This window comes from Desulfobacter latus (assembly GCF_013389365.1).
Classification (GTDB): Bacteria; Desulfobacterota; Desulfobacteria; order Desulfobacterales; family Desulfobacteraceae; genus Desulfobacter; species Desulfobacter latus.
Map to the genome: position 1 here is coordinate 1 of NZ_JACADJ010000195.1, position 458 is coordinate 458.

1 protein-coding gene is annotated in these 458 nt (G+C 36.7%); it reads right to left on the minus strand.

Translation table 11 applies throughout. The annotated features are described in order from the left end of the window. Window positions 1-101: 101 nt before the first annotated feature. Window positions 102-350 carry a type II toxin-antitoxin system HicB family antitoxin gene (locus HXW94_RS18965; RefSeq protein ID WP_246294264.1) on the minus strand — a complete coding sequence of 83 codons (249 nt, stop codon included), beginning with the start codon at window positions 348-350 and terminating at the stop codon, window positions 102-104. Window positions 351-458 lie beyond the last annotated feature (108 nt).

The window sequence follows — 458 nt, forward strand, 5'->3', positions numbered from 1 at the left end:
TGTTCAATTCTAAAGTACACTAAAGGAACGTGCTGTTCACAGTATTTTTTTTAAAAAATAATTTTCAGCATCTCAAAAACACATTTTGATTTTACGAAGTGTCAAACGGAAAATGAAGGATGCCAATATTTTTTATCTGAAATACTTGCAGGTAAAAGGATTTCATCTTTTTCATAAATTTCAATCCATTCGTCCAATATTTGACACAATTGACGATAAACGTCTTCTTCATTATCGCCATGACAGCATTTGCCAATCCAGCCGGGAATAGAGCCGACATAGCATTGATCATCATCTGACCACTCAACAATTTTTAAATAATGGTCTCTTTTTTTCATAAAATGCGGCAAGGAAACCCCTGAGTCTTTAGCTCAGGGGAGGAATTGGCGCCCTCCTTATAATAATTTAGTAGCCATGCACCGGACCTTAGCACGTCGTATTATAGGAATAGCCGTCAG